Annotated in this window: 23 protein-coding genes and 1 riboswitch; of the genes, 10 read left to right on the forward strand and 13 right to left on the reverse strand. The window is 47.3% G+C overall.

The features are described 5' to 3' along the window. Nucleotides 1-343: 343 nt before the first annotated feature. Nucleotides 344-1,030 (forward strand): class I SAM-dependent methyltransferase, encoded by a 687-nt coding sequence (locus H581_RS0101695; protein ID WP_028608495.1) that lies wholly within the window; start codon nucleotides 344-346, stop codon nucleotides 1,028-1,030. A 149-nt stretch (nucleotides 1,031-1,179) separates the two neighbouring features. Here H581_RS0101695 and H581_RS38275 read toward each other — a convergent pair whose 3' ends face one another. Continuing rightward, the gene (locus H581_RS38275) at nucleotides 1,180-1,338 is read right to left on the reverse strand and encodes a hypothetical protein (RefSeq protein ID WP_169507394.1); all 159 of its coding nucleotides are present in this window, start codon (nucleotides 1,336-1,338) and stop codon (nucleotides 1,180-1,182) included. 339 nt (nucleotides 1,339-1,677) lie between these two features. Here H581_RS38275 and H581_RS0101710 point away from each other — a divergent pair, with 339 nt between their 5' ends. Then, nucleotides 1,678-3,948: a GDYXXLXY domain-containing protein gene (locus H581_RS0101710; protein ID WP_281169507.1), complete on the forward strand. Its 2,271-nt coding sequence runs from the start codon at nucleotides 1,678-1,680 to the stop codon at nucleotides 3,946-3,948. Between the two features lie 37 nt (nucleotides 3,949-3,985). On the opposite strand, the gene H581_RS0101715 is transcribed toward H581_RS0101710, so the two are convergent. From H581_RS0101715 to H581_RS0101725, 3 genes are all read right to left on the reverse strand, one after another. Next, nucleotides 3,986-4,450 carry a hypothetical protein gene (locus tag H581_RS0101715; RefSeq protein WP_028608498.1) on the reverse strand — a complete coding sequence of 155 codons (465 nt, stop codon included), beginning with the start codon at nucleotides 4,448-4,450 and terminating at the stop codon, nucleotides 3,986-3,988. Nucleotides 4,451-4,589: 139 nt separating this feature from the next. Next, nucleotides 4,590-5,327: a MerR family transcriptional regulator gene (locus H581_RS0101720; protein WP_028608499.1), complete on the reverse strand. Its 738-nt coding sequence runs from the start codon at nucleotides 5,325-5,327 to the stop codon at nucleotides 4,590-4,592. A 62-nt stretch (nucleotides 5,328-5,389) separates the two neighbouring features. Beyond that, complete coding sequence (locus tag H581_RS0101725) at nucleotides 5,390-5,710, reverse strand: MGMT family protein (RefSeq protein WP_028608500.1); 321 nt, start codon at nucleotides 5,708-5,710, stop codon at nucleotides 5,390-5,392. Nucleotides 5,711-6,084: 374 nt separating this feature from the next. Here H581_RS0101725 and H581_RS0101730 point away from each other — a divergent pair, with 374 nt between their 5' ends. Then, entirely contained in the window at nucleotides 6,085-6,525 is a 441-nt protein-coding gene (locus tag H581_RS0101730) for a DUF1641 domain-containing protein (RefSeq protein ID WP_028608501.1), read from the forward strand. Nucleotides 6,526-6,560: 35 nt separating this feature from the next. Then, nucleotides 6,561-7,742, forward strand: a complete 1,182-nt coding sequence (locus H581_RS0101735; protein ID WP_028608502.1) for an NAD(P)/FAD-dependent oxidoreductase — start codon at nucleotides 6,561-6,563, stop codon at nucleotides 7,740-7,742. A 176-nt stretch (nucleotides 7,743-7,918) separates the two neighbouring features. Here H581_RS0101735 and H581_RS0101740 read toward each other — a convergent pair whose 3' ends face one another. Together H581_RS0101740 and H581_RS32735 are read right to left on the reverse strand one after the other, a co-directional pair. After that, nucleotides 7,919-9,415: a hypothetical protein gene (locus tag H581_RS0101740; RefSeq protein ID WP_028608503.1), complete on the reverse strand. Its 1,497-nt coding sequence runs from the start codon at nucleotides 9,413-9,415 to the stop codon at nucleotides 7,919-7,921. A 475-nt stretch (nucleotides 9,416-9,890) separates the two neighbouring features. Next, a complete protein-coding gene (locus tag H581_RS32735) occupies nucleotides 9,891-11,219 on the reverse strand; it encodes an IS4 family transposase (RefSeq protein ID WP_245599879.1) in 1,329 nt (442 codons plus the stop codon). 551 nt (nucleotides 11,220-11,770) lie between these two features. Here H581_RS32735 and H581_RS0101760 point away from each other — a divergent pair. After that, nucleotides 11,771-12,919 (forward strand): glycosyltransferase family protein, encoded by a 1,149-nt coding sequence (locus H581_RS0101760; protein WP_028608505.1) that lies wholly within the window; start codon nucleotides 11,771-11,773, stop codon nucleotides 12,917-12,919. A 62-nt stretch (nucleotides 12,920-12,981) separates the two neighbouring features. On the opposite strand, the gene H581_RS0101765 is transcribed toward H581_RS0101760, so the two are convergent. Next, the gene (locus H581_RS0101765; RefSeq protein WP_028608506.1) at nucleotides 12,982-13,536 is read right to left on the reverse strand and encodes a pyridoxamine 5'-phosphate oxidase family protein; all 555 of its coding nucleotides are present in this window, start codon (nucleotides 13,534-13,536) and stop codon (nucleotides 12,982-12,984) included. A 359-nt stretch (nucleotides 13,537-13,895) separates the two neighbouring features. Between H581_RS0101765 and H581_RS0101770 the strand changes: the two genes are divergently transcribed. The 4 genes from H581_RS0101770 to H581_RS0101785 all read left to right on the forward strand — a co-directional run bounded on the left by H581_RS0101770 (nucleotide 13,896) and on the right by H581_RS0101785 (nucleotide 17,512). Then, complete coding sequence (locus tag H581_RS0101770) at nucleotides 13,896-14,384, forward strand: SRPBCC family protein (RefSeq protein ID WP_036717398.1); 489 nt, start codon at nucleotides 13,896-13,898, stop codon at nucleotides 14,382-14,384. Nucleotides 14,385-14,401: 17 nt separating this feature from the next. Next, on the forward strand, nucleotides 14,402-14,773 hold the full coding sequence (locus tag H581_RS0101775) for a DoxX family protein (protein WP_028608508.1): 372 nt from the start codon (nucleotides 14,402-14,404) through the stop codon (nucleotides 14,771-14,773). A 368-nt stretch (nucleotides 14,774-15,141) separates the two neighbouring features. Continuing rightward, the gene (locus H581_RS36855; RefSeq protein ID WP_169507398.1) at nucleotides 15,142-15,858 is read left to right on the forward strand and encodes a M24 family metallopeptidase; all 717 of its coding nucleotides are present in this window, start codon (nucleotides 15,142-15,144) and stop codon (nucleotides 15,856-15,858) included. A 235-nt stretch (nucleotides 15,859-16,093) separates the two neighbouring features. Further along, nucleotides 16,094-17,512, forward strand: coding sequence for an alkaline phosphatase PhoX (locus H581_RS0101785; RefSeq protein ID WP_028608510.1), 1,419 nt, complete (start codon nucleotides 16,094-16,096; stop codon nucleotides 17,510-17,512). Between the two features lie 108 nt (nucleotides 17,513-17,620). Here the strand turns inward: H581_RS0101785 and H581_RS0101790 are convergent, their stop codons facing one another. The 5 genes from H581_RS0101790 to H581_RS0101810 all read right to left on the reverse strand — a co-directional run bounded on the left by H581_RS0101790 (nucleotide 17,621) and on the right by H581_RS0101810 (nucleotide 22,687). Next, on the reverse strand, nucleotides 17,621-18,352 hold the full coding sequence (locus H581_RS0101790; RefSeq protein ID WP_028608511.1) for an EcsC family protein: 732 nt from the start codon (nucleotides 18,350-18,352) through the stop codon (nucleotides 17,621-17,623). Nucleotides 18,353-18,627: 275 nt separating this feature from the next. Then, complete coding sequence (locus H581_RS0101795) at nucleotides 18,628-19,869, reverse strand: mechanosensitive ion channel family protein (protein WP_028608512.1); 1,242 nt, start codon at nucleotides 19,867-19,869, stop codon at nucleotides 18,628-18,630. Between the two features lie 210 nt (nucleotides 19,870-20,079). Then, nucleotides 20,080-20,691 (reverse strand): xanthine phosphoribosyltransferase, encoded by a 612-nt coding sequence (locus tag H581_RS0101800; protein WP_028608513.1) that lies wholly within the window; start codon nucleotides 20,689-20,691, stop codon nucleotides 20,080-20,082. Between the two features lie 94 nt (nucleotides 20,692-20,785). Continuing rightward, nucleotides 20,786-20,889: riboswitch (purine riboswitch) on the reverse strand. Nucleotides 20,890-21,074: 185 nt separating this feature from the next. Further along, the gene (locus tag H581_RS0101805) at nucleotides 21,075-21,455 is read right to left on the reverse strand and encodes a hypothetical protein (RefSeq protein WP_245599863.1); all 381 of its coding nucleotides are present in this window, start codon (nucleotides 21,453-21,455) and stop codon (nucleotides 21,075-21,077) included. 35 nt (nucleotides 21,456-21,490) lie between these two features. Then, nucleotides 21,491-22,687, reverse strand: coding sequence for a ParM/StbA family protein (locus H581_RS0101810; RefSeq protein ID WP_028608515.1), 1,197 nt, complete (start codon nucleotides 22,685-22,687; stop codon nucleotides 21,491-21,493). A gap of 275 nt (nucleotides 22,688-22,962) precedes the next feature. Here H581_RS0101810 and ant(6) point away from each other — a divergent pair, with 275 nt between their 5' ends. Beyond that, nucleotides 22,963-23,817: an aminoglycoside 6-adenylyltransferase gene (ant(6), locus tag H581_RS0101815; RefSeq protein ID WP_028608516.1), complete on the forward strand. Its 855-nt coding sequence runs from the start codon at nucleotides 22,963-22,965 to the stop codon at nucleotides 23,815-23,817. A gap of 67 nt (nucleotides 23,818-23,884) precedes the next feature. On the opposite strand, the gene greA is transcribed toward ant(6), so the two are convergent. Beyond that, nucleotides 23,885-24,364 carry a transcription elongation factor GreA gene (gene greA / locus H581_RS0101820; protein WP_028608517.1) on the reverse strand — a complete coding sequence of 160 codons (480 nt, stop codon included), beginning with the start codon at nucleotides 24,362-24,364 and terminating at the stop codon, nucleotides 23,885-23,887. Nucleotides 24,365-24,459: the final 95 nt, after the last annotated feature.

Here is a 24,459-nt window from a genome sequence, read left to right on the forward strand (position 1 = left end):
CGTTAACGCCCTTCCTCGTCGATATACTCATGCATGCGAGGCCAGATCCGGCCGCCCGCTGAGGAAGTGTCGAAGGCGTGGGCGCCCGATGGACAGTTTTTAACGTGTATTCCCTGAGTTTGTTTCTTTTACGATTTTGCCATTACCCACATAATTCCTACTGCTAAACCTACACTTTGCATATAAAAAAACGATGAAACACGGGAATCGAAGATAAAAGTGCTCTTCATCCCCCGTTTCATCATCGTTTCTATCGATGTTTCTATCGATAATACACCTTGACCTTCACGCCGCGTCAACCTTTACGATAAACCTGTATCTACTGGACGAAGGAGGAAGAAGCATGCCGGATCATAATGCCATTTATAAAAATGAAGCGGAGCGCTATCATCAATTGATCTCGAAGCAGCCGGATTTGCGTGAGTGCATCGATGAGCTGCGCCCCTTCCGCGGGCTCGACATCGTTGACCTTGGCGCAGGCTCGGGCAGACTGACTGCCGTTCTGGCGCCCCAAGCGAAATCCATTATCGCTCTGGATGCATCGGAGGCCATGCTGGAAGTGACGGCTGCGGGATTAAAGGAAGCCGGACTGACGAATTGGAGTACGATAGCCGCCGACCATCGGCGGCTGCCTTTGGCTGATCAAAGCGCGGATCTGATCGTATCGGGCTGGAGCATCTGTTATTTGGGCGATTCCAGTCTGGCTGACTGGGAGCGGAACATCAGGGAGGTTATCGGGGAAATCAAACGGGTGCTGCGACCTGGCGGGACCGTCATTATTTTCGAGACGATGGGAACAGGGTATGAGACGCCGCACCCGCCGGCCTTCCTGAAGCCGTACTATTCGGCGCTCACGGAACAATATGGCTTCTCGCACAAATGGATTCGTACGGATTACCGCTTCGACAACGCCGCGCAGTCCGAGCAGCTCACCCGTTTCTTCTTCGGCGACGAGCTCGCGGACCGGGTGGTGCAGCAGAAACTGCTTCAGGTACCCGAATGCGCAGGTGTCTGGTGGCTGCACCTCTAGTTAGCTTCACGAGCAGCCGCAAAATCGTCTTCATCGCGCCGCCCTCCGCTTCCTTCATGCGATCGCAAAAATCGCAAAAATTAAAACGCCAGCTCGACGGTTATTTAATCCGTTGTCTGGCGTTTCATCGTTATACATTTCGGATCGATCTATTCGTGATCAAGTACTCCCGTTGTCTCTTGTGACGCCATTTGTTTTTGCGCTTTGGTTACTTGATTGCGTTCGTGATTGAATTCGTTTGCTTCGCTGTATTTATCAGGATCTTCTTTGGCCTGATCTTCTTTTCCTATAGCTTGCGACTTATTCATTAGGCTTGAGTATTCCCATCATCCGGGTGCGGAGTCGAGCGTTCAAACTCCGGAAGTTCCCTCTCCTCAATTTCTGGGATTTCAACCTGTGGAATTTCACTCTCACGAAAATCTTCCATTTTCTTATTCCTCCATATATACATCTTTTCTGTAACGCTTGGCATGATAAATTGCCTATGGAATATTGTAACTCCACCGTTCACGAAATATTCAAGTACGGTTGAAACCAAAAAACACCCTCGTTTTATTTTTTTAATAGCATCGTATTCCACACCCTCTCCAAGGAGGGGCGGTACTACAAAAAGTGAGTACTAGCTGCACGTCAAAGCGGTCATTATAATACAGACATACCAACATGAAAGGCATGTGAAGACGATGGTCCGATTAAATGTGACGCGTGTCGGATTTCTGATGGGCGTTTCCCTGCTGCTTGCGGCAATCATTTACTTTTTTGCGGCCAACTGGAGCGGAATGGGGCGTGCGGACAAGATTCTCTCAGCTGCCGGCATTCTTGTCCTGTTCTACGGGGCAGCCTATTTTTTCTCAAAAATGAAGATGATGCTGGGGCATCATTCGTTTCTATCCGCGAGCCTGCTCGTCGGTGGCTGTATATCGTTCGGAGCGGCGGTCGCTCTCTTACATCAAATTTACCATTCGCAAGCGGACACGTTCGAGCTGTTTCTGGTTTGGTCCGTGCCGGCGTTGTTATTCGCTCTGATCACCCGAAATCAAGTGTTCTATATCCTCGCCTATGTGCTTGTGCATCTGACATTATGGCAGTTGTTCTATCCTACTTCGCTCTATGTCAGATATACGGACGGACAGCTTCTTCTTATTGGCGGCTTGTTCGCCTTCATAAATCTCGTATTGCTGGCTCTGACGGAGATCAAATGGCTGAAGTCCTATCCTCTGAAAGCGATGAGCTTCATCGTCTTTCACGGCTCCCTGCTCATCTTATCGAACGCTTTCGAGCACGCTGCTTACAACGTATGGACCAATGTCGCCTGCGTCGCCTCGATCGCGATCGGTTTTTATTATTTTGCCAAAGTCCGTTTGGACCGATCGATGCTTACGCTGCACGCGCTTGCGGCTTCCGCCTATGCGGTTGCGAAATTCGTCAGGCTGATGTCCGAGCATGCTTCTACAACGTTCTTCAGCTTCGGGCTGTTATTCGTTGCCTTGCTCCTTACGGGAAATGTACTGTTTTTCCGGTATTTGAACCGATTGAACCAGGGCGGCGGGAATGCCGGGGGAGAGGCTGTTGACGAAGAGCCGGATATTCAGAAAAGCGCGGTTATCGGAAAAGCGGTATCCACGATCGTTACCGTGATCGGCATACTGATCGGCAGTATTTCTCTAGTAGGTCTTGTCATGGCGGCTTCAGGAGACATCGAGCCTCAATATACGCTGTTTGTCTTTTCCTTGCTGTTTATCATCCCCGTCGTTCTGATCAAAAAAGCAAACAACGTCATCCGTTATACGCTGCTGACGATCGGATTCGCCGCGGGTATGGTTTCCATCGCCTGGATGGATCAGGCCGGCTTATCGCTGCTGTTCCTCATCGTGACGATCGCCGGATGGTTCCGGCTGCAGGGAAGGGCTCAGCACCTTTTTACCTATCTGCTTCTGAATATTAACGCAGCAATTCTGCTGTTCCAGCTGTTAGGAGACGCGCAGCATGCGGCCACCTATACCGTGTTCCTATTAACGATTCTGAATGCCGTCATCCTGGTATGCCGTTTCCTGCTACGCAACCGGACATCCAGGCGGCACTTGTGGGAGGGCGGGCTGTTTTTCACCCTGCTGTTCCTATTCTGGCTGACGTTTATGGAGGATATTTACCCGCATTCGAATCTCATATTTAATATATTCAACTTTATTATGGTTACCGGCTTAGTCTTTGTGTTCGTCCGCCGCAGCTTGGCATTCGAGAGCGTGATAAGCCTGGTTTTCTGGTTCGTCTACATTGCCTTTAAGTACTATGATCTGCTGTGGACGCTGCTTCACAAATCGGTTACGCTCGCGCTGCTCGGTCTGATTATCATTACGGTCACTTATGTGTTCGCCTATCGGACGCGTGCAAGCGTACCGGAGGAAACGAACAAATTCGGCGGCATACTTCGAAAGAGCCCTGTTCTTATCGCAATGGTTATCGTCCTGCAGCTTGGCTATATCGGTCATCACGCTGCCGCCAGCGAATTGCTGCTTTCGAACGGGACGGCAATCAAGCTGCAGATCGAACCGCTCGATCCAAGGTCCATGCTGCAGGGCGATTATATTACGCTGAACTACACGATCTCCACTCCTCCGCAAGCTGTCGCAGCCGAGCTCGAAGCACGGCCGGGCCTCAGCCGGATCAAGGTCGTGCTCCGTCCGGATAACAGCGGCGTGTACGTCTTCGACCGTATCTACGAAGAGAGAGAACAGCTGGCCGATCATGAAGTGCTCATCAAAGGAAGAGTGAGCGGCTGGCAAAATATCTACTATGGCATCGAATCATACTTTATTCCAGAAGGAACAGGGGCCGCCGCGGAACAGACCGCCCGCTTTGCCTATGTCAGGGTGAATAGCCGCGGCGACGCGCTGCTTGAACGAGTCAGCAGGGAGTAGCATGTGCCTTGCACATATGCCATAAGAATGTCCCTTGCTAATTCGCCAGCCTTCTAAGTTCCGGGTATTCTTCCAAATAACCGTTGCGGGCAAGCTCGGAGATCGCCTTCCGGATGCTTTGTTCATCCTCGCCGGATTGGTCGGAGAGCAGAAGCAGTTCGGAAATCGTAATATTTTTATGCTCCTTGCAATAGGTGAGAAGGCCCTTGGCCGCCCATGATAAGCGGTCGTCCTGGAATTCCCCGATCATTTTGCGGAACAGTTTATGCGGAATGAGCTGCTCATCCACGAGCGCTTGCATCGCTTTGACCGCCTGCTTCGTCGTCATTCGGCCCTTCATGGCCACTTCGGCTAACGATAAGGAAGCGGTATCGGCGGTGGTGCATGAGCTTAATACGATATAAATCATCTGTGAGTAAATATCGAGATTCGGCTTAAAAAAGATTTCAGTCGATATCGTGAAGTTACGCAAGCTGCTGCTTGGCGCGGATTCAGTCGTCATTGCGAGGTACTCCCTTCCCGGATAGTTGTATCATTATAATTATACGGACGAGCTGCCTCCATTCGGACTTTTATGAGAGATTTATAATGAAGAACAGGCGCCCCGCGGTCGATTAGACCATCGGGACGCCCCTTTTACATTATTCATTTTGATCCGCGTATACAGCCATCGCATCGCGCATGAAAGCGGCTAAGCCTTCGCCGAACTGGTCGATGTTTTTCGTAAAACGAGCGTCGTCGACATACATTTGCCCCAGCCCCCGGAAAGCCTCCAACGTATAGCTGCCCATCTTGTTCAGGTAGTCATACCATTCTTTAATGGCTGCCTGCGATTCCGAGGATTCCGGCGATTCATGGCGCAGCGACGCCAGCTTCCTGTAAATCGCGTTCATGCCGTCCGCCAGCTCCTGCTGCTCCTGCTTCGTCATCTTGCCGATCTTCGCGTTCGATTGGTCTACCGCCTCGTCGCCCCAGCGATCGCGCGCTTCCTGCTCATAAGGATTGCTGCTGAAGTCAAAGCCTTCGAATTTTTGTTGGTTCGTCATTTTAATTTCTCCCTTCGCATGCCGGATCGTCAGTTCAAGCGTCTCGATCATCCGGTCGAGCTGGCGCCGTTTGTCGAGCAGCATCCGTCGTTGCAGCTCCAGCGCCTCCTCGTTGTTAAAGGATGGACTGCTGACGATCTCTTTAATTTTTTTCAAGGGGAAGCCCAGCTCGCGGAAAAATAAAATTTGCTGAAGCAGCTCCAGGCTTTCATCCGAATAAACGCGATAGCCGGACTCCGTCAGCTCCTCCGGTTTCAGCAGCCCGATCTCGTCATAATGATGCAACGTGCGTACACTGATCCCGACGAGATCTGCAACTTCCTTCACTTTCATTGCTGTCCGCCTCCCTTGATTATCACTATAAAGTATCACGTAACGTGAGAGTCAACCGTTTTTTAATCAATAAAATCCATCTCCGTATAGCGGTATTTCTCCAGATCGATCCGCCCTGATCCGCTTACCTCCACGCCTTCTCCGCTTAGATATAACGTCTGCCTATACCGGGCTTCTTCATCCTTGATCGCGATCTCTCCCTTGGCATTGACGACTCTGTGCCAAGGCAGGTTGTGCGATTCGCTCATCGAGTGGAGGATCCGGACGACCTGTCTGGCCCCTCTTGGGCTGCCCGCCTGCCCCGCCACTTGCCCGTAAGTCATGACATAACCCTCGGGAATCGCTTTTATTACCTCGATTACTCTCTGCGTATAGGGCTGCATATGCTTCCTCGCTTCCTTCCCTCGCTAATCGGTTTTCTTATACCTTATCAAAGTAATCCGTTCAGGAATAGCCATAATATAATCGGAGAATACTAGCTGGAACGAGCGCTTTTTCACATTTTTTTCGAAAAGTTATTCACTTTTGCTTCAAACGATGTAGAATAGAAGTAATGGGTTTGAATCCGATTCCGTCACATACGCTATTGCGTAACCTTCACCGCAGTCACAAGTGTGAGAAAAACATGCGAGGCCTTTTTTTCAAAAACTTTGTGAAAAGTGTAACAATGTTCTGAGGTGCGCAGCCTTACCTATAGCGGCTGACTCAATTGAGACTAAACTTACCTTCAAATTTACGCAAAGGGGGACATTCTCTTATGTCACAAGTATCTACCGAGCAAGCTGCTGCACTAAGTGTAGCTGATGAAAAACAGCCGTTAGACGTGCTTGATCAGCTAATGAAGCCGGAGGTTCAACAGTCCTTGACCGTACTGGTCGATAACCTGCCGAAATTAGCCGAGATGGTCACGCTGATGACCAAGGCTTATGATTTTGCTCAAGGCATCGCAACGGATAAAGTGCTGATCAACGATTTCGCTCAAGGTATCGGTGAATTCGTTAAACCGGTTCAAGAAAAAGCAAAAGGCATCGCGACCGCTGCAATGGAAGCCGGCGAGCGCTCGCAGGAAGCGGCGGGCACGACCGTCGGCTTGTTTGCCATGCTGAAAATGCTGAAGGACCCGGAGGTTCAGAAGACGCTTCGCTTCGCGCAAGCTTTCCTGAACGTAATGGCTGAACGGAGAAACGAAAAGGCCTAATCACCGAATACGCATAGAACGAATGGAGGATGAACATGTCGAAGGAAATTTTAATTCTAGGCGGCGGTTACGGCGGTATTCTTACCGCTCTGACAGCGCGTCAACATTTATCGGCCTCGGAAGCGAGCATTACGCTCGTTAACCGTTTCCCTACTCATCAAATCATTACCGAGCTTCACCGTCTTGCGGGCGGCACGATTTCCGAAGGAGCCGTTGCGCTTCCGCTGAAGAAGCTTCTCCGTGATAAAGACATTAATATCATCGTGGATGCGGTCAAAGAAATTAAGCCGAACGACAAGACGGTCGTTCTGGAGAGCGGACAAGTACAAAGATACCATGCTCTTGTCGTCGCTCTGGGCAGCGAGACGAACTACTTCGGCATTCCGGGTCTTGAGGAGAACAGCCTCGTGCTTAAATCCGTTGCCGATGCGAACCGCATTCGCGCACATGTTGAAGCCAAGCTGGATGCGTACAAACAATCCGGCAATATAGCCGATGCGACGATCGTTGTAGGCGGCGGCGGCTTGACCGGCGTCGAGCTTGTAGGCGAATTCGCAGACAAATTGCCTGAGGTTTGCCGCAGCAAAGGCATCGATTTCAATGACGTGGCGTTATACTGCGTAGAAGCAGGGCCGGCCGTTCTGCCGATCTTCCCTAAAGTATTGATCGATCGTGCGGTATCGAGCCTGGAGAAGCGCGGCGTCAACTTCATTACCGGCGTGGCGATTACCGAAGCAACCAAAAATTCCGTATCGCTGAAGGACGGCCGTACGATCGAGTCCAGCACCATCATCTGGACAGGCGGCGTCAAAGGCAATCCGGTCGTTGGCAGCAGCGGCCTGGCAGAGGATCGCGGTCGTTCTACCGTAACGCCAACCCTGCAATCGACATCGCATCCTGACGTCTTCCTTGCGGGCGACTGCGCGGTCGTATTCCCTGAGGGCGGCGATCGTCCTTACCCGCCGACAGCTCAGCTGGCATGGCAAATGGGCGAAACGGTCGGCTATAATCTGTCGGTTCACCTCAAAGGCGGCGTGATGGACAAATTTAATCCGGTATTCTCCGGTACGCTCGGCAGCCTTGGACGTAAGGACGCCGTAGGCACAATCGGCGGCAACGCTACCCAGCTGAAAGGCTTGCCTGCAACGCTGATGAAGGAAGCGAGCAACATCCGCTACCTGTCGCATATCCACGGACTGTTCGCGCTGGCTTATTAATTGATAGTGGTATGGAGGGCATAGTGCCCTCCTTTTTTTATGCGCAAATGACCAAATTATCAGAAATTGGCATGGAATTGGTGCATGTCCTATGCAGAATATATGATTTTCCAATACTATATTTAAGATAAAAGAATGACAGAGAAGCATACTGGGGGAGATTTTTATCTCCTCCCTCACCTCCCTCTGTACAGTCGCTTTCTCTTCAATAACTTCCTGACGACCTTGAGCAGAACGACGGAGGGATTTACAGAAGTATTCAGTGTTTGCTTCAAGAACGCGTTCGAACGGACGGCCGTTCTTATTCTGCTCTGTTTGCTGACGCAATAACTTTTCAAATGCCGGGCCAGGTCGCCATGATTATACGCAACCATCCCCGCGGCAGCGTGAACCAAATGGGCATTGAAATCATTATTATGATGGTCATAGTCATAAGGGATCGTAGGCTGCAGGACGATAATTCCTTTCTTAAACATAGCTGCTTCTATGGCCGTATTGGATGAGATGGTCATGACGAGATCCGTATTTTGAAGTACGTTATTTAATCCGTTGTTTCCCGGCAGCAGCCGGATCTTTTGATTTTCTCTTATATAACGGGAATAATTAAAACTGTCCTCCGGATGAGGTTTAATGATGAAAATGACCGGTATAGGCAATCTTGACGTTTGCCGAATCCATCTTAATACCGTTGCATTGACTCGTCGATCAAACGGTTGGCTGGTATAAGTTACGACGATATGATTTGGAGGAATTCGGTATTGTTTTAAAAAGGCAGGTCTGCTCATTTTTACTTTTCTCATTCCGCTTTTAAATCTTATATTCCCGCCAATGATGATTTTTCCAGGAGCAATGCCGCGCCTAGTCATCCATTTTTTATAACTTTTGCCCCATACGACATAATGGGATGCCCGTGCGGGAATGAGAGACCTGTCGGCGATGAGCAACTGAGGTACATTAATAAACGGCAGGTTATATTTGTTGGCAAGCAGTACGAGCGTTGTGCCGGGATTGGAAATCTCGATATGATCAATGACAATACCGATCGGATATCGGCGTATCAGGTGATCCAATACCCGGTTCGCCTTGATTGAACTGAGCGATTGCCGGTAGAACCAGCTCCCGAAGCGGCTCTTGCCGAAGACCGGATGCCTGCGATTCAACTTCATATATCGACTGATGTATTTTTTTAAGTTGTCTCTGATTTTGACAGGCACCTGAACGCGTCTTATGGCTTGAGAATAGTTGTAGATCTTGAAATTCGAAGGCAGGCGCTTCCCAAACAATGCCTTGCGGTCATTAGCATCCGAAACAATGATCACGACCTTATATCTAAGGAGCTTTTCCAAAGCGAATGAAACCAGTTTTGCAGGTAACAGAATGGTCGTACGACTGGAGACTTTGCCCAGATTGGTAGTGACCTTCGGTTTTCGAAATAATGCGGACTGCACGTTTCTCATAGTGGCAAGCCTATGTTTCCGTCTCATGGCCGAAACATAAGAGCGGTTTGTCATATGGCGGTTAACATACGGCATGATAAACATATGGAAAGACCTCATCATCGTCGGCGGCAATTCAATGCCGTTGTATTTAAGCGTCCTAAACCTCTCAAAAAACTCTTTGGTTAACCCGTACTTCACGATATTGTGGGCATTTAACCGTTCTTGTCCAAACATGCAACAATCACCTCACTCCTATAATAACCAGATAATTGAACACTTCTGGAATACATACTTTACTATATGAGAGATTAAGAGAAAGGGTATGAGAAAAACATCTATCTTTCAAGCAAAACAAATATGTGACTATGAATTGCGCTTTACCAATCGAACAGAGTCCATATAATATTATGTGAAATGATAAACTTCATAAAAAATAAGCCATGAAGTAAATACTCATCTAGGAGAAGTTGTCCAGACCTTTCCAGAGTAGAGATTTATTCATGGCTCAATATCAAATTACAATAGATCATCAATTATTAAACCAACTATTTATCGGAGAAAATCGGGATGCCCGTGTTTCCGCTACCGATTCAGGTTATTGTAGGAGGGCAAGCAACCCTCCTTCTTTTCGTAATTATGAATAACCGGCTCGATGAAAACTTTGTGGAATAGGCTCATGATATAAGCAGAAATTTTTTATCTTAATAACTCAACTTTCGCAGCATGAAATCGGCAAACAAACCTTGATGTAGTTGGGCAAAGCGGAAATCCAATGCTGGAGTTGACGTTGAATCAGCGCCGAAAGTTTCTTGCTTGTTTTTGCAGCAATTTCGTTTAATAGATCGAGCAATTGTTGTAGGGCGACCGTCCAATCCAACGTTCCGGCTTCATCGCATAGCCAAAAAAACAAGCCGCCAAATGAGCGAGAATCTGTGCTCTGCCGGTGCTGCCACGCAAGTAGGATATAGCGGGAAAACACAATAGTTGTATGGCTCACAAGCAAGTCATACGAACGGCCTTGGAATTCGTTTTGCAGCCGCAGCATCGATTTAGCGCATTTGAAAAACACCTCGATGTCCCAGCGCATCCGGTAAATCCGGATGATGTCTTGGGCAGTCAGACTCAGATCAGTCGAAAGAACAGCAAGCCATTCGTTCTTCTTGGAACGATGGCGAACAAACACGACCACCACTGGTATTCCGGGGGCAAGCGAGGTTCGGATGAAACGAAGAACGGTACGGTTTTTCCCCTCAACTTGCGATGCCACGGCGTAAAGTTCCTTTAGGTTCAGCCGAATTCCATCTACGAGATAGCGCTTGTTATCGTTACTGATCATGCCGATCACATGCAATCCGCGACGAGTGACTTCCTGAATGAGCGGCGCATGCGTAAACCAACTGTCCATAAGGGCATACGGTGCCGAAATGCCTGCTTGTATCGCGCGATCCAGCATAGCTGCTATGACTTGTGGAGCCGAGCAAAACGCTTCCTTCCGACGCTTGTAACCATGGCTTCGCTTGTCAATCCCGTCTGCTATGCCGTTGATGCCGGATTTCGTCGAGCTCAGTAGCGCGAAGTCTACAGGGACAAAAGAATGGCCATCAGACCAGCCAATGGTCAACATGCGGAAGCCCTTGTAGAAGGCGCCGGTTGCATGATCTTTAAAGCGCGCCAGCATCTCGACGGCCTTACTCCGGTTGCGCGCAAACATAGAATCGTCGAAGATCAGAGCAGTCTCCCGGTATGACGAGGTCAGCGGCTCCATTTTCATAATCGTTTCACCGCTGAGCGACAGCAAAAATCGCCGCCATGCATAGCCGGTATGATTCAAGAAACGATACACTGCATCCTTACCAGGAAATGAAGCGCCCATGCGGCTCTCCAGAAGGCGAAACCAATTTTTCTGGTGAAACAACAGGACAAAAACAAGGCGAAATAAATAGGCGCAAGAAAAGCCGAATTTCTTCTTAAATCCCGCACCACGCAAGTGTTTCAGCACGTTCAGTTCCAGAAAAGCCGATTTGATTTCATTTGGCAGTTGATCGAGTGGCTATTGTTGATCTATCATGGAGAAGACACCTCTTCTGTGTGGTAGTGATTGCTCGTCACTTTCACTTTACCAAACGAAGTGGTGTTTTTCTATTCTCGTCAAGCCAATGATTCAATCGCATCCGAACCTGTGCTGAATCTGCTTTTAAGCTGTTTTTTGTTCTGCGAAAGTTGAGTTTATAAACTATAAGGAACGGCAAAATTTTGATAATTAGTAGGGGGTTATTATTTGTACGGTGAGACTAAAGTAAATGATTACCATTTGATAAAATATTCTTTGCTTTATGATTTCTTTCTACATTATTCATCTTTGAAAATTTATGGATTACCAATCGCTCCATGCCTAGCCTCAATGTTTCTCGTGCATATTCAACCATTTGTTGATCAGAACCGGATGAATCAAACTCTTATTAGCAAACTTCGTAAGCAGCAAAGATTTCAAGAAATGGGTGATTAATGAACAATTAATAGCTCTTGATAATATTGCCCGGGTTCCCCTTCAAAAAAACAAAAATTCAATAATCCTATCGGATGAATTTTATGATTTTGCTGTTGACCAACTTAAAAAAATATGAGGTTACCATGTATGGGGCTAGGCATCAAGAGAAGTATAATTGTAAACCAAAACACGTTAACATTTATCTGTTAAGGGAGGAATTACAAAGATCAAACAGCGAAAACTTCAACCAGCAGAAAATGCTTCTTAAAAACCAGGTAACTCAGCTCTTATCGAAAAGTCCTAAGCATTATTATTTCAGTACGCCTTTATTTAAGCAATGGTTCATAACTAACGCTTTGCACATTCTTAGGTGGGTTTTTATTTTAGACCGGCTCCTCATAAAATCAAAACCGGCCGTCATGATCGTTCAATCCGAAGCGAGTATTCACGGTGGTATTCTTGGTCTCTTATCGAAAAAATATAATATCCCATTCATTAATATGCCTCTGCTACTCATTGGAGATCGAACTATCATTCCTACTCGGGCAGACTATTATTTTGTGTGGGGAAGCAATCAAAAAAAATGGTTTATGGAGAGAAATACAAAAGAAAATAAAATTTTTGAAACTGGAAATATTAAATTTTTTTGCGAGTTGGAACGATCGATCTGTTCAAAAAAATATTTTTTAAATGAACTAAACATTCCAGCGCATCATCATATTTTTGGTTTTACATCTCAGCCGTTTCCAGATGCTAATGGTAGGATTGAGGAATGGATAAACGCTATTCCAAATCATCTTCCAGTAACCATTTTGGTCAAAAAACATAAGAATGATCCACATGAATATCCTATATTGAACGGAAAGCCGAATATTAGAATATTACCACCGGATTACGCTTTGTATGAGTTTTTAGCACATATCGATTGTTTAATGACCATTTCTTCGAACACCGCAATTGAAGCAGCGCTTGTTGACAAGCCTCTTCTCATCCTGCAACCTCCTATTCCCTACCATTATCAGCTTAATCACAATCAAAATAACGCCCATCTAGTAAAAGCGCAAGCCGGAGAAATTATAGAGAGTGCGAACCATCTAGTCACATCTATAAAAAAAGTTATAATCAATTCTGAATACAGGAATGAATTAAAACGGAAAGCGGGAAAATTCCTTTCAAGAACACTTGCTGCAGTAGATGAAGCTCCCATTTTAACGAAAAGTAAAATAGTTGAAATCATTTCGAAAAACTAAATGTTGTTTGGGTGTGAATATAACCATTATCAATATCATGTTCATTTGGTACATCTTTAACGTCAGAGCGTTCGGCCAAGCGGAGTCGGCATGCCGTCGATCGTACGTTTGTTTTTCTCCTGCCAATAGGCCTTCAAGCCGTCTTCGCCTTTCTGGACGGCCCACCGCTTAAGCGTATCCCGCTCGCCCGCATAGGTCATGAACGGGACCGCGTAGCCGCAGGAGGTCTGCACCTTGTGTACGGCGACGTCGATGATTTGCCTTGCACCCGGCAGCGGGTCGAACAAGGGATACAGCGCCTCCCACTCCGGCGATCCCGGCAGGACAACGCTGCCTGTGCCGTAGAGCCTGAGGATGTTCGGCAGCCCTTCGAATGCGCAGAACATGACGGTTATCCTGCCGTTCTCGTCGATATGAGCGCTCGTTTCATTCCCGCTTCCGGTCATGTCCAGGTAGGCGACGCGGTTAGGCGAGAGGATGCGCAAGGCATCATGCCCTTTTGGCGAAAGATTAATATGTCCCTCTGCGGACAGCGGCGCCGAACCTACAAAAAATAAATGCTGCTGCCGGATAAAATCCTCATGCTGCGGAAGAATGCTTTCAAACTGCTTTCCCATAGAAAGATCACCTCTATTTGTTCATTTGAACGTTAACGATATACTAATTCGGTATTTGTAAATAGAAACCTTCTTATGGAAGCTTCATGTGATCAGCTAATTTAGAGCGACCTCCCGATGGGCTTTATGAGGCTATGGCTTCGTATTCAACCCCATCGCATCGAGGCGTTCTTTTTTTCTCCACAGGACAAATATATTAAAATATTCCTTGACAAGAATATTCCTTATGAAGTATATTTTGTTCATAAGCAATGAACAACGACAATAACGAACAGCTAAGGAGGTATCCGCACAATGCCATGAATACCACGATACGTGCAAGAGCTTTTCAAAAAAGAAAAAATCGGGAGGAATCATTTATGACACAAGGACCAGCCATAAGTCATGCACAAACTTCTATTCAAGGTCGGGAGCTCCGGGTTCAACGTACGTTTCAAGCGCCCCGCGAGCTTGTCTTTCAGGTGTGGACGGACCCGAAGCATCTCCCGAACTGGTGGGGGCCGAACGGCTTCACGATTACGGTGCAAGAGTTCACGCTAACGCCAGGCGGCGCATGGCGGTATATCATGCACGGCCCCGACGGAACGGATTACGACAATGTCATTCGATACGTAGAGATCGCTGCTCCGGAGCGGCTTGTTTACCACCACGGCGATACTCAGAATGAAGAGATGTTCCATGTAACTGTCACCTTCGATGACAAGGGGGCCGCCACGGAGCTGACGATGACCAGCTTGTTCCCGACCGCAGAGGAACTGGATATGGCTGTCAAACAATACGGAGCTGTGGAAGGCGCCAAGCAGACGTTGGATCGTCTGGAGTCTGCGCTTGCCGAGCTGAACCGATAAGGAGGCAGAACGAAATTATGCGTAAACTTATTGTTACTTACTGGATTTGTACCGGATTAGTGGCCCTGCTTATGGGGGTAGGTTCCTTGCCTAACATCCTTTCCTCGGCCGACTCCATTGCCCTTTTTGGTCAGCTGGGTTATCCAACCTATCTCCTCCCCTTCCTAGGGGTGGCGAAGCTGCTGGGCGTTGTTGCGATTATCTTGCCCGGGTTTCCTAGAATCAAGGAATGGGCATATGCCGGACTTACGTTCGATCTCGCCGGCGCCACGTTTTCCTTCCTTGCCATCGGGACAGCCGCTGAAGGAATCTTCATGATCTTTGGATTCCTGGTCATTGCAGGTTCCTACGTCACGTATCACAAAATTAGAAAAGCCAAGTTGGCTTAGGATAACCGTAACGAAAAAAAGTAAATCGCTCTTAACAACAAAACAGCGGTAATCTAGAACAAATAAGCCCATCATCTTAGGATCATTGGAGTGAGATTTTCCAATAATCCAAAGGTGATGGGCTTTAACGTCCCCGGTTAGCTCAGCTTCCCCCGTGCTCATTGCGTAATACGCGCAAGCAGCGTTTAGAATCAACGCCAGTACACCTATTGCAGTCATAGCCCTTTTCACTGCACAACTATCCTTTCCAAATGTCAGATAATGAATTAGACTGTGCAGATGAGGCAAATGTTTCAGCGGGATTTATTTCATTTGTGCTGCTTAATGCTTTCGTCTTTTCATATAAAAAGTAGGAAAGAGGTTTGTTCGTGGAACATTTGTCACCTTATACTTACGTGCAATCGATCGCTAAAGCTACCGTTAGCGAATTACAGAAGATAATTAAAGAAGGCATCACGGAAAATGAAATCGCTTATAAAGCCGAAGAGATCATGAGAAATCAAGGCATCCATCGTTTTTGGTATCACGGTATAGGAGCGCTCGTTCATGTCGGAAAGAGAACCATCATTTCTGAGTCGGGTAAGGATTATAAGCCTTCGGATACCATTGTCGGAAGAAACGATATCGTGACTATAGACCTTAGTCCAGAGATTAACACCTATTGGGGAGACTATGCACGAACACTAGTAGTCATCGAAGGAAATGTGGTTGAAGAAGACGTGCTTGCAAACACCAAAAATGAAGCTGCCTTAGCATTTTCACATGGAATTGACACCGAAAAGGAACTCCATAACGTATTCATTGATTTTGTTAGACCTGACATGACTTTTGAAGAAGTTTACTTATATATGAATGAGGTTATACAACAACTTGGTTACATTAATCTTGATTTTTCCGGGAACTTGGGGCATACAATCGAATGCAATAAAGATCATAGAAGATATTTTGAGTCGGGGAATAGGATGAAGCTTAGTGAAGCGTCTCTTTTTACATTTGAGCCGCATATCAAGCACAGAAATGGAGAGTATGGCTTTAAACGGGAAAATATTTATTATTTCCGTAACGGTGAACTACTTGTTTTATAGATGCAGTAACCTTCCTGAAGTTCTTTTTAATTGAACATCCACCTGAAAACTAAATGGGTACTATAACTGCCAGTTCGGTTATTCACAGTAAGACTTATAAAAGGCGATCCGCAGTTATCAACGCCGGGATCCTTAACTGAAACTTAATCGAATACACACAAACGCTTAAAATTAACCTGCTATACTGTACAAGACTTCCTATTGAGACTGCACAAAAACCGATAAGGAGGACGTTATGGACAGAAAAGACTTTCTGAAGGCAGGTGGATTGACAACACTGGCTTTATTTATGGGCGGAACGGATATGCTGCCGTTTGGACAAGCCAAAAAGGCATTTGCCGAAACGCTCAATCCCACTAGCGGAGCAGGCGGTTACGGTACTTTGGTTAAAGATCCGGGCGGCATTCTGAATCTCCCGCAAGGTTTCCAGTATCGGATTATTTCAGAGCAGGGCGGCAAGCTTTCCGACGGGCGGTTGATACCGGGAGCATTTGACGGCATGGCTGCTTTCCAAGGGCGCCACAATTCCATCATTCTTGTCCGCAATCACGAGCAGAGCGGGAATACGGCTTATCCGGTAGAAGGAAAAAATCCTTATGATAAGCTGAGAACCGGAGGAACGTCGGCGATCGTTGTTGGCGCGAACCGAAAAATTGTCGACGAGTACATCACCTCCTCGGGAACGATCCGTAACTGTGCCGGGGGCGCAACGCCTTGGGGAACATGGCTTACTTGCGAGGAAACACGCGATGTAGGCCACGGATACGTATTCGAGGTGGACCCGCTCGATCCCGAGAATGACTTGTCCAAAACGCCGATCAGAGAAATGGGTGCGTTCTCCCATGAAGCGACGGCAATTGACCCCAGTACAGGCATCGTATATCTGACGGAAGATGCGAGCCCCAGCTTTCTGTACCGTTTCATACCGAACGACAGAAGCCAACAGCCGGGCGCATTGCACAAAGGCGGCGTGCTTCAAGCGGCGGCGATTGAAGAGATGCCTTCGGCGAAGGCCAGCTCTTTCTATACGGGGCAAAATATCGGAATCGTATGGAAAGAAGTAAACCCGGAAAATCCAAGCCTTGAAGCCAAGGAAAAGGGCTGCATCCAATTCAGCCGGTTGGAAGGAGCGTTTTTCGAAGGCGGCGTATTTTGGTTCGACGATACGAGCGCGGGGCAAAATCGGCTGGGACGGGTATACCGCTATTTCCCGGCAACCAATACGCTCGAGCTGTTCTACGAATCCTCCGAGGCGAATGATCTGGAGGCGCCGGATAACATTTGTATCACGCCGTGGGGTGACCTGTGGATTGCCGAGGATGGCGGCAGCGGTGACCGCATTATCGGTATCACGCCAGAGGGAGAAACGTACATATTCGCTGAAAATACAATGAACGGTTCCGAATTGGCGGGGCCCGTATTTTCACCGGATGGCCAAACCTTCTTTGTCAATATCCAAAGCCCCGGCATCACCTTTGCAATCTGGGGGCCTTTCGCCCGCAGAAACGCCGGACGGCAGCGGCTGATGGGCCATGCGGCACCTCCGGCTCATCTGGCTCCGATCCTGTCGGACAAGTTGGTTGCCTATGCCGAACGCCAAGGCATTTCCCCGCTCGAAGCAGCTGCGCTCAGCCGCCACGGCTTGACCCTGTAGTTTGACCGAAAAAATAGGTTGTTTCTCATTGCGAGAAACAACCTTCTTTTTGTATGTCGGCTCTTTTGATACGTACATCGTGAACTATTAGATTAACCCCCGGTTTCATTAGCCCTCGTTCAATCTTCGCAACCGATAAGCGTTTTTTGCGGTCTCGCCAAGCTCCTCGAGAATGGTGTAATTCGCCCAAGCACCCGCCACCGCGCCAATCCCCGGCACCATCTGCAGCATTTTCCGAAAGTCGATTGCGTCGCGGTATTCCTTCTGGAACGTCTCCCAATCCATGTTTTTGGAGTACTCGGTATCCGAGAACCACAGCTCCTTTTCAGTATCCCAACGCTTAATCGAGTCCAACAGCTTGGCACGCTGTTCGGATCCGGAGAACGCCATTTGGAACACCTTAAGAATGAAAACTCGCTCGGGAAAATGCTTCGTGTCATACCCGTAAATATGAGCCAGTTCAAACAAAAATTTCATCTTGATCGCGATTAACGCGGGGAAGTCCACGATGTTAAGCACAATGCCGCCCGCTCCGGTGCCTGCGCCTTCGGCAGCCGCGATTTTTTGGTATAAGGACAACAAACGTTTTGCCTCTTGATCGGCGAGTTCTAGGTGGAGAGTCCGTTGCACCGGTCTCTTAGGAGTATATTCCGCGCCGAACAGCGCTGTACGCACGATCGACTTTATGGTGGCCGTAATAACGTCGTGCACCTTGGCTGGAATCAAGTCGTTAATCCGCTTGCCGATCGTCTTCGACGTTCTCTCCAGCCATCCGGGCGGCTTGAAAAACCGGCTCTCCAATGCGGCGATTTCGTTGTGCACTTTCTGTTCGTAATTCATGGTCAAACGCTCCTCCAACAGATTTGGCTATATTGTACCGGAGAACGCCGCGATTCGGAACAGACTGCGGCAGGTGAAGGAACCCGACGATAGTCGTGGACGCGCTGAACCCTTAGCCTGTACCTTAATGAATATGGCTATCGGAGTTGCGCACTGTAAGAATATATAACGGCAAAATTTAAGGCCATCCAGCATGGAATGGCCTAATCCGTTACAGATGCAACTTTATCGCGCCGATATTCTTCGGCATGCTGGCGGTTCGCTCCAAACTCCGTTTATAAGTGATTCGCTAATAGTACCCGCTTCATATCATTTCCAGAGGGAGATTGGAATACACGAAGTCCAAACTCAGGCGCTACTGCAAAGATATGATCAAAGATATCAGACTGGGTTTCTTCATAGACAGTCCATCGAATATCGCTAGTAAATGCGTAAATTTCCAAAGGCACACCGGTTTCTCCAGGTGCTAATTGTCTAACCATTAGTGTCATTCCCTTATGGATTTGGGGATGATTCTGGAGGTAATGCTGAATATACATCCGAAAGACACCAATATTCGTAAGCGCTCTGCCATTCACTCTATTCGATCGATCGATTTGATTAGCGGTATTGTACGCTTCAATTTCTTTCTCTTTGTCCATGATATACGCTGAGAGATAATGAATATTTTTGAATTTCTCAATCATTTCATAGGAACAGAAGGCGATGCTGCTTGTATCAAGGTATATGGAACGCTTGATTCGCCGCCCGCCGGAATCTTGCATGCCTCTCCAATTTTTGAAAGAGTCTGAGATCAACGCATAGCTTGGGATTGTCGTTATTGTATTGTCCCAGTTCTGAATCTTGACCGTGTTTAAAGAGATATCTATGACGTCCCCATCCGCTCCATATTTAGGCATCTCAATCCAGTCGCCAACTCGCACCATATCATTGGAGGTCAACTGAATTCCTGCTACAAGCCCTAATATGGAATCTTTGAAGATTAACATAATAACTGCGGATAGTGCGCCAATACCGCTTAAAAGTATAAGTGGACTCTCCCCCAGCAGGTTGGCAATAACCAGTATTCCACAGATGGTAAAAATAAAAATTTTAACCACCTGAATGTATCCTCGTATAGGTTTAACCTTGGATATTTCATAGGTGCGATAGATGTCATGAACTGCATTTAAAAAGGCGTCAACAACAAGGACCCCTACAATAATCATATAGGTCATGACACCCTTCTCGATTAAATGCCGATAGGCAGGAATGGATGACGAGAAGTAATAAATGATGATCGCAGGAACAATATGAGCTAGTTTGTGAAAGACCCTTCTCTCTAGAATAACATTGTCCCATTTGAATCGATTGTTATGAATCGAACGGGCAATGCTCTTCAGAAGGACCTTCTTCGTAATGAAATCAGCTAATAGGCTGAGCACGGCTACGCCGAGTATAATAATTACATAAGAGAGGTACATCGCTATAACAGGATCTAACCCATAACTCAGAAGTTGACTCTTGATAAAATCCATTTTTTCCTCCATCTCATTTCATCTATTTAGGCATTTCGAGATAAAGAGCCTAAATGCTTCAGTAATCTATTATAACAGATCATCTAAACTTGACGTTACAGACCGGAGGTGAAATGAAGGTCAAACGAATTGTGACCAATATAAATACAAGGATTTAAATTGCGGTTGGTATTCGGGGAGGGCTTTCATTGAAATACTTTTTATGGCATATTAGCGGTTTTGGGAATTATGCTGACGAACCCTGAATTCGTCCTCTATGAAGTGAATTTCTCCCGGTGACATCGACGCGATTCTGGCCAAAGAATGAACCCGAACCCCCTTCTCCTCCAATAGGCCGCGGCCTTCCTGGAAGCTCTTCTCGATGACGCAGCCGACTCCGACAAGCTCCGCGCCCGCTTCCTTCACGATATCGACTAAGCCGACAAGCGCTGCGCCCGTAGCCAGAAAATCATCAACGATCAGCACCTTATCCTCAGGGCTTATATAGTTTCGAGAAACGCTGATTTGATAGGTCTCCTGCCGCGTGAACGAGTGCACCTGCGCCGAATAGACTTCTTCCGGCAATGTAACAGCTTTTTTCTTCTTCGCATAAATAAACGGCACATTCAGCGCAATGCCCGCTGCCATCGCGAATTGAATGCCGCTCGCCTCGATCGTCAGCACCTTTGTAATCGGCTTGCTGCCGAATATTTGCGCAAATTCGCGTCCGATCGACAGCGCCAGCTGCGTATCCACCTGATGATTAAGGAAGGAATCCACCTTCAGCACCTTATCCGACAGAATGAGACCTTCCTCGCGTATGCGTTCTTGTAGTAATTTCATCGGTTGTTTTCCCTCCTTTATCATCATGGTCCCTCGAGTGATTTCTCTCAATTGAAGCCTTTCCCTATGGTTGAATCCCCTTTTTCACAATACGTTAAGCTGCGCCGTCACTCATAGTCGGTCGGTTATCGTGGTCGTCCGGCAGAAAAGAATGGGCCATATTCCCATAATTATACGAGTGTTATGAAGTTTCACCTTGTATACTACACGCACTCCTGTGCCGATTCAAGGGAAAACCTTTTAAAATACGACATCGTTCGACTCAAATCCGGAAGAAAAACGGAATACTTAACCTGACTTTATGAAACTGAGTAGTACTTAGAATTACTTAGTATTATAAAGAAATGCCCGGTACGACTCCATCGTACCGGGCACCGCTCACATCATATCCAAGCCTCAATATCCTCATCGTCAATCTCTTCTTCTGCAGCCGGCTCCGGATTCTGCTCCTGCCGCTCCGCATGAAGGGATTCGGGCTCCGCCTCGATTGCCGCAGCCAGTTCCTGCTTTCCAGCTATAAGAGGAACCTGTACGAGTTCCTGCATCTGCGCCGTACCGCCATGAAGCGTGCCTCGTTCGACAGGAATATACGCCTGCAGATTGCGGACGCCGTTCTGATAAATCTCCTTCTCGATTAAATAACGAAGGGAGTCCATCAGGTTCGACTGGGCATTCAGCCACTGCATGACGAGAGGATCCTCTGATTTCTTGGTCTTCAGGCTAATGTTTTCGCCCGGGAGCTTCGTTTTCTTCAATTCAGTCACCTACCGGAATCCTATAGATTGCGAAAGCATGCCCTTTACGCCGGCTGAAACGCTTTGTTCTTGAGCGCCTCGTAAATTTTGCCCCGCACGAACGCATCGAGCCCCATTGCATTCAACTGCACCGCATAAGCGGATGGGATATACAGCATCTGCATCTCGCGTTCCGCGCACAGCTCCTTAATTTGCGGGTACAGGATCGAGCGCATTAGAATGCTGCCGCCACCATAAACGCAGATCAAATCGATTTCATTGCGCGCCTTGGTGAGCTGTCTCTTAATATTTTGCGTAATTTGCTTCACTTGGCTCTCAAGCGGCCTTCTCAGCGTCTTGATCGCACGGGCATGGTACTTGTGCTTCGGATTCTTGATCACGTCGCTGAAGAACTGTCTCGGGCTGTTCGGCAAATGGATCAACCGGTTAAACTCGTCAAGCGCTTCCTCGATCGCATAGCCCGCGCCGTGATGGCTGCCGTGGACAAACTGCCGCAGAAATTTGTTGCCCTCCGTAATCGGATATTCGGTCGAGCCGTCGCCGATATCGACATGCAGAATTCGTTTATCTTTAAAAAAACTGCCGTTAAATTTCTTCTCAATGCCGTATTCCGATAGAAAATCCTCGAAAATATCGCCTTCCCGCCAGTTCCCCTCCGCATCCTTCTGAAGCGTGAAAATAACAGGCGTCGCCTCCGGCACGACTTTAGCGAAAGGAATGCTGATCTTCACCACGACCCGCTGCATGCCCAGATGTACCGTAACATGGTGGGTGCCGGACGTGAAACGGCGTTCGAACTTCGCCGATGTCTCATCCGTATGCTGCGTAACCGGCAGCGCTGTCGCCATATCCACTTCGATGTCGATTTGGGTGGGAATTTGTTTTTCTTCCTCATAGGACTTTTGAACTGCGACCGCTGCGATTTGAGCGAGCGTATTGATAACCGGAAGATCCATATCGCTCTTCAGATCGATCCCGATTTGCAAATTATCTATGATCTCTCCGCTTTCGAGAGCGAACTTGCCGACATAATACATACCCGGTTTGGCAGAAGGCGAGTCTATCGTTACGACCAGTTGATCCTGCAGGTTCTTGATAAAGCTCTCCGGCGTCTGCTCTTCGCTCCACGGGAGCTCGTCCACTGAACAATTAACGTTCGGCTGTTGAATAAGTCTGCCTTCAATGATGAGATCATGTTCGCTATTCCCGTTGTCGTTCCCTACATAGAAATGATAATTCATGATTGCCATCCTCCTACAAAAATGATTTGGCCAATCCAGCATCCTGCACATCCGCCTGAGCCATTAATAACCTTGTTTAGTATTACTTTGCCACACGAGGTGTTAGTCCGCATCCCGCTGCAGTCCCAGTAACCGGTTAATTTTTTCTCATTAAAACTTGTCTTTTTTTGCTTAATAGGCTCGATTTGACGCAGTGCAAGCGACTGATGATATCCATGCGGCAAAAGCTGCCGCTTTGCGGTAAAATAAGGTTGGAACGGAGGAGGACTGCCGTAATGAGAAGTGAACAAGACATGATGAATATCATTGTAGATTTTGCCGTGCATGATGATAGAATCCGTTTGGTAACCTTGGAAGGGTCACGTACAAACAAAAATATCCCCCCTGATCGGTTCCAAGATTATGACATTTCTTACTTTGTAGCCGATATGGATTCGTTCAAGGAAAATGATCAATGGCTTACCCTTTTCGGGAGTCGTGTCATGATGCAAAAACCCGAGGATATGGAGCTATTTCCATCAGATTTAGGCAATTGGTTCTCCTATTTAATGCTTTTTGATGACGGGAATAAATTAGACCTGACCCTTATTCCATTGAATGAGGCGGATGATTATTTCACCAACAGCGACGGTTTAGTGGAGGTCTTGCTTGATAAAGATAATCGAGTCAAAAATGATGTGATCGCGGATGACCGGCACTATTGGATAAAAAAACCGACCGCTAGAGAATTCGATGATTGTTGTAATGAATTCTGGATGGTTTCAACCTACGTGGTGAAAGGATTGGCGAGAAAAGAAATTCTTTTTGCGATTGACCATTTAAACGAGATTGCCCGGCCAAATTTATTGAGAATGATGGCTTGGCAAATCGGTTCAGAGCATGGGTATACCTTCAGTGTGGGGAAGAACTATAAATTTATAAATCGTTACCTTCCAAATGAAGATTGGGAAACCTTGCTTTCAACCTATTCCGAGAATGGGTATCCGGAAATGCGGCGGTCTTTACTTACTTGTTATGAGCTGTTTAGAAAATACTCAAGGGCTGTGGCAGAAAGACTAGGTTATACGTATCCGAAATACGATGAAGCCGTCACTACGTATACGGAAAATATATTCAACTCATTGAAGTGAACCGGATTTTCTATAACCATATAAAAAAGACGTCACCCTTTATCTAAGGAATGACGTCTTTTTTATGCTACATCGCTCTTATTTCAAGCACCTCGTACTCAATGACGCCCATCGGCGCGTTAACATGAATGATGCTGCCAACGGACTTCCCGATCAGCTCCTTGCCGAGCGGGCTCGCGTACGAGATTTTATTCTCGGCGACATCGGCTTCTTCCGTTCCGACGATTCTATATTCCATTTTCTCTTTGAATTCGACGTCGTTCAGAACGACGACCGATCCGATATTGACAACGGACATATCCAAGCTCGACGAGTCCACGATCCGGGCTTTCTTCAGCATACGTTCGATCGTGAGGATGCGGGTCTCCATGAACGCCTGGTCTTCCTTGGCCGAATGGTACTCGCTGTTCTCTTTCAAGTCGCCGTAGCTGATCGCCAGCTTAATCCGGGCGGCCAGCTCCTTGCGCTTCACATATTTCAGATCGTCTAATTCCGCCTCTAATTGTGCGAGACCCTCTTTGGTTAAAATAACTTCGTCGTGTGCCATCGTAACAACTCCCATTTGGTATCTTTGTTCTATTTTAACCTAAAACGGTCCATTTCCAAAATCAAATATCCGCTTGTACGTACGCTCCTGCTATT

The organism is Paenibacillus harenae DSM 16969, from assembly GCF_000422465.1.
GTDB classification, from domain to species: Bacteria; Bacillota; Bacilli; order Paenibacillales; family Paenibacillaceae; genus Pristimantibacillus; species Pristimantibacillus harenae.